This is a genomic window from Mesorhizobium sp. M0848, assembly GCF_040319805.1.
GTDB lineage: Bacteria > Pseudomonadota > Alphaproteobacteria > Rhizobiales > Rhizobiaceae > Mesorhizobium.
Genome location: NZ_JAMYOM010000062.1, coordinates 1 through 4,266 on the forward strand (window position 1 = coordinate 1; position 4,266 = coordinate 4,266).

Below are 4,266 nucleotides of genomic sequence, written 5' to 3' on the forward strand. Positions count from 1 at the left end.
ACCACGAGATCGACTGGCTCACGTGAAAGAACATAGTCAAACTGCTTGCTATCGTGGACTGCGGTTACCTTCAGGGCATGCATCGGCGATGAGGCGCCGCATTGCGGCATCATCGTCAATGACAAGAACATGTTTCAACGGCACACCTCGTTTTGGGGGTTGCGCCCCGATCAGGGTTGCATTACCTGAATCTGCGAGCAAAAGGCATGTATTAGTGATGACATTACTTCAAATTGAACAACTGGTTCTCAAAACCCTCAACGCTCTAGTTGCCGAAAAAGTAGAGGTGTCGATGACAACCAGAATGCGGGATCTCGGCCTCGACAGCCTCGACTATAACGAGCTTGCTACGGCGATCGAGAGCCGACTTGGCTGGTTTGTCGACGATTACAAGCTCTGGCAATACGAGTCCGTAAGGCATGTCGCCGACGCCGTCGCCAGTCAGGAGTTGCGCACCGCGGAACCACCAGCAGTGCGGCAAGTGCTGGAGTAGTGCTGTAGGCACAGGTTACGGTGAGGGCAGCTTGGGCGGCGGTAGCTATGGCCATTGCTCCGCTGTGGTTTCTATTCGTGACTGGTGTGTTTGAGAACTGTTGGGTCAGCCCGGTCCATGTCGCAGTGCCGATGCCCCCTTGATGGCGTTGCCCGCAATTGCGATCGCTGCGCCCAGGGCACCAATGCTGACGGTCGTTGTCAGGCCACCCGTTGAATTGTTGTCAGAGGCAACAGTGCCCACCACACCATCCCAATTGGTGGTCGTATAGACCGACATGTAGTCACGGAACACGCTCTCACTATACGTGGTCACGATCGTTGCCGTCGTACCGGTTGGCACGAGGGCTGACCACACTGACAGATAGACCACACCAGAATTGAAGATGCTTTCCACCTGAGCGAGAAGGGTGGCAGCCACACCCCCAATCGTCATACTGTTGACGGTCACTGCACTTTCGGTGTCAGTGGTCTCAGTTGTCACGATGACACGACGATTAGCGTGTGGCGCGACAAGAAGCGGAATGCTGGTGTGGGTGTAAACGGTCGTGGCAGTCGAGTCTTCGTGAGTGCCATTGAAGACCAGATCTATCGGGAACATTTCCTCCCAGACGCCCGAGCTGCGCACATAGACCTGTCGAGCCTTGGTCCAGAGGCTTGAGATTTTCACCCATACGGCGCTGGCCGCCCCCCAGACCCCGGAGGCTTTGACGTAAAGGGCCATTACGGCTGCACCCAGAAATCACCGTCCACGCCGCCAGAAGGGGCAGCGGCCGAGATCGTGACGCTGCGATTTGCCATCGTGCCGACGCCGAGAAGCGCCTTGGTCTGGGCAATGGACTGCGGTCGACGATAATTGTCCCCGGTGCCGTCACTCGACACGCGACCGATGAAGCTCGTCACAGCGTCGGCACCTGTGGCGTAGGTCGAGCGGTACAAACGCGTCGTGATATCACCAGCGCCATCGCGCTGAGGCGATGAACATGTATGGCGAGAGCAGAACGTTTGGGGCGGGGCGGGACGAATAGGTTGCGGAGGGCTGACAAGGTCGAGACGAAGCGTTGCAGGCCTCCCGGCGATCGGACCCCTGCATCATCCGCTCCCGTTTTCGCGGCGGCACATGGGAATTCTCCGCTCCGTTGTTCAACCCCTTGTGCGACCGGTGCTTGACGTCCGGCATCACCTGTCGCTTTGCCGCTCCATACGAGCGCAGCTAGTCGGTGATCATGCGCTTCGGCGCGAGCCCCTGCTTCTTCAACAGCCGCGTCAGCAAGCGCTTGGCGGCCTTGGTGTTGCGGCGGTTTTGCACGATTTCGTCCAGCACATATCCATCCTGGTCGACGGTGCGCCACAACCAAAGCTTTTTGCCGGGCGATGGTGACGACCACTTCGTTCAGGTACCAGACGTCATTCCGGCACGGCGGCTTGCGGCGCAAGCAGCGAGCGCAGTCCAGCCCGAACTTGATGCCCCACCGGCGACTTGTCTCATACGAAACCACGATGCCGCGTTCCAGCAGCATTTCCTCAACCAGGCGCAGGCTCAGCGGAACCGGAAATAAAGCCAGACCGCGTGGGCGATAATAGGCGGCGGAAATCGGGGGGCGTGTAGCTGACGGCGGGCGTATTCATGCCCCCCGGCGTCCATGTCGCAAATCTTGACGATTGCTTTGTGTGTCAAGCCCGCCGCAGGTCTCAACGCGTTCAATGCAGACATTGTGAAAATCGCCCTATTCCGCCTTTTTTTACCGCCCCTTAAGTCCCCCGCTCGCATGCTTGTCGATGCCATTGAACTCATAGCCATCGGCCAAGGATTTTGGAAAATATGTTTCCGCTCGCAGCAGAAAACGTGAGAGTCGCTGTAGGCCTAACGTTAAGGGGAGAGAGCGGTTTGATTGGACGAAATGGGTACCGGAGTACCGAGTCATGAAGCCACGAGGTAATCTGGTCCGACTGAAGCAATTTCAGGTGAATGAGAAGCGGCGACAGTTGCACCAGCTAGACATCATGATTGCCGATTTCGAACGCATGGCGCGAGAACTGGACTTCCAGTTAAACGCCGAGGAAACGAAGGCCGGCATCTCCGATGTCAATCATTTCGCTTATCCGACGTTCGCCAAGGCCGCTCGCCTACGTCGTGACAACGTCAAGAATTCGCAATCGGACCTTCTGCGGCAGAGAACCGCAGCCGAGCCATGCCTCGCCGAGGCTGAAGCAGAGCTCTCCAAGGCGCAAATGCTAGAATCGCGCAGCGGCAGAGGCCACGACCTCGAACCCGGCAACCGAAGCGCCATGATCGGCTGAGCCGGATGGCTTCAGCGCGCCTCATTCGCGACACCCGATTGGCCGTTGGCGCGCGAGAGGCGTGCGGGCACTGTAAAGATATCAGCGTCTTGATGCAGCGATAGCTGGTCGGGACGGCTGTCATGCTGCGGCGACATACGCGATTTTGTTCCAGATTTGCATGGCGGCGTTACGCAGGTATTGGGGGAAAGTGGAACTGGTTGGCACTCGGATCATCGGTGGAAACGAACCGCTGCCGGCGGATCGGCGCCTGGCGGCAACGCCTGGCGCTTTCGGCGGCGGCGGTAACGGCAAAGCAGGCTGGCCGGTCGAGGATGAAGCGGCACCTGCGCGATGCCGTTCTGCTCACGGCCGGGAGACGGGGTCGGCCCCGCCGGCCGGATGCTGCTCGCTTGGCGCGGCATCGTAAAGACAACCGACAGCTTATGAAGATGTGCGTACATTGGGCATGTCAGAAGTTGCTCGTGATCCGCTCTATGGTCGCCACCGCTTTCCCGCCGAGATCATTGCGCACGCGGTATGGCTCTACTTTCGCTTTCCGCTCAGCCTGCGCATGGTTGAGGACATGCTGGCGGCCCGCGGCATCATCGTCACGCATCAGACCGTTCGAAGCTGCGCGGAGAAATTCGGACGGCATTCCGCCCAGGAGATCAATATCAGCCGGCTGCCTGGGCGACAAATGGCATCTCGACGAATGTGTCGTGGCTATCAGTGGCAAGAAGCAGTGGCTCTGGCGTGCCGTCGATCAGGACGGCTTCGTCCTCGAAGTGCTGGTACAAAGCCGCCGAAATGCCAAGGCGGCAAAGCGTCTGATGCGCAAGTTGCTGAAAGCTCAAGGGCGGACACCACGGATCATGATCACCGACAAGCTCCGATCCTATGATGCCGCCATGCGCGACCTCATGCCCGGCGTCGAACACCGGTCGCACACAGGCCTGAATAATCGAGCGGAAAATTCGCACCAGCCGACCCGACGACGCGAAAGGATCATGAAACGCTTCAAGTCGGCACGCCAGCTTCAGCGGTTCGTTTCCATCCATGATCCGATTGCCGACCTGCTCACTTTCCCTGCAATGCGCTGTCATCGGCTCAACATCGAGACCTGCGTAACGCCCCATGCAAATCTGGAACAAAATCGCGTGTGTCGCCACAGCGTGACAGCCGTCCCGGCCAGCTATCGCTGCATCAAGCCGCTGAAACTTACAGTGCCGGGCGCGCTGCTACCTGAATTTCCTTACCGCTCAATCAATGTGACAGCACCGATTCTTCTCAACCGCGGCATGCCCTAAATCGTCACTTGCGTTCCGATCTCGACGACGCGTCCGGTCGGGATCTGGAAGTACTCCGTCGCGTCGGCCGCCGTACGCGCCAGGCCGATGAACAACCGGTCCTGCCACACCGGCATGCCGGAATTGGGCGAGGCCTTGAGCGAACGCCGTGACAGGAAGAACGAGGTCGTCATGATGTCGAACT

At 58.8% G+C, this 4,266-nt stretch carries 5 protein-coding genes and 4 pseudogenes; 4 read left to right on the forward strand and 5 right to left on the reverse strand.

From position 1 onward, the window contains the following. Nucleotides 1-138: pseudogene (locus NKH95_RS33125) on the reverse strand (DNA-binding response regulator); the annotation flags it as partial. Between the two features lie 79 nt (nucleotides 139-217). Between NKH95_RS33125 and NKH95_RS33130 the strand changes: the two are divergent. Beyond that, complete coding sequence (locus NKH95_RS33130) at nucleotides 218-493, forward strand: acyl carrier protein (protein WP_352894565.1); 276 nt, start codon at nucleotides 218-220, stop codon at nucleotides 491-493. Between the two features lie 105 nt (nucleotides 494-598). On the opposite strand, the gene NKH95_RS33135 is transcribed toward NKH95_RS33130, so the two are convergent. From NKH95_RS33135 to NKH95_RS33145, 3 genes and pseudogenes are all read right to left on the reverse strand, one after another. Beyond that, a complete protein-coding gene (locus NKH95_RS33135) occupies nucleotides 599-1,216 on the reverse strand; it encodes a hypothetical protein (protein ID WP_352539188.1) in 618 nt (205 codons plus the stop codon). Continuing rightward, complete coding sequence (locus NKH95_RS33140) at nucleotides 1,216-1,395, reverse strand: hypothetical protein (RefSeq protein ID WP_352487759.1); 180 nt, start codon at nucleotides 1,393-1,395, stop codon at nucleotides 1,216-1,218. Before NKH95_RS33140 ends, NKH95_RS33135 begins: the two co-directional genes overlap by 1 nt. Beyond that, nucleotides 1,392-2,121: pseudogene (locus NKH95_RS33145) on the reverse strand (IS6 family transposase). The gene NKH95_RS33140 and the pseudogene NKH95_RS33145 overlap by 4 nt, the downstream one beginning before the upstream one ends. Nucleotides 2,122-2,415: 294 nt before the next feature. On the opposite strand from NKH95_RS33145, the gene NKH95_RS33150 reads away from it, so the two are divergent. The 3 genes and pseudogenes from NKH95_RS33150 to NKH95_RS33155 all read left to right on the forward strand — a co-directional run. Continuing rightward, the gene (locus NKH95_RS33150; protein WP_023679574.1) at nucleotides 2,416-2,793 is read left to right on the forward strand and encodes a hypothetical protein; all 378 of its coding nucleotides are present in this window, start codon (nucleotides 2,416-2,418) and stop codon (nucleotides 2,791-2,793) included. A 122-nt stretch (nucleotides 2,794-2,915) separates the two neighbouring features. After that, nucleotides 2,916-3,215: pseudogene (locus NKH95_RS33535) on the forward strand (DUF1403 family protein); the annotation flags it as partial. Between the two features lie 26 nt (nucleotides 3,216-3,241). Beyond that, nucleotides 3,242-3,863, forward strand: a pseudogene (locus NKH95_RS33155) (IS6 family transposase); the annotation flags it as partial. Between the two features lie 215 nt (nucleotides 3,864-4,078). Here the strand turns inward: NKH95_RS33155 and NKH95_RS33160 are convergent. Beyond that, nucleotides 4,079-4,266: KUP/HAK/KT family potassium transporter (locus tag NKH95_RS33160; RefSeq protein WP_352443283.1), on the reverse strand; the 188-nt coding region annotated here is incomplete at its 5' end.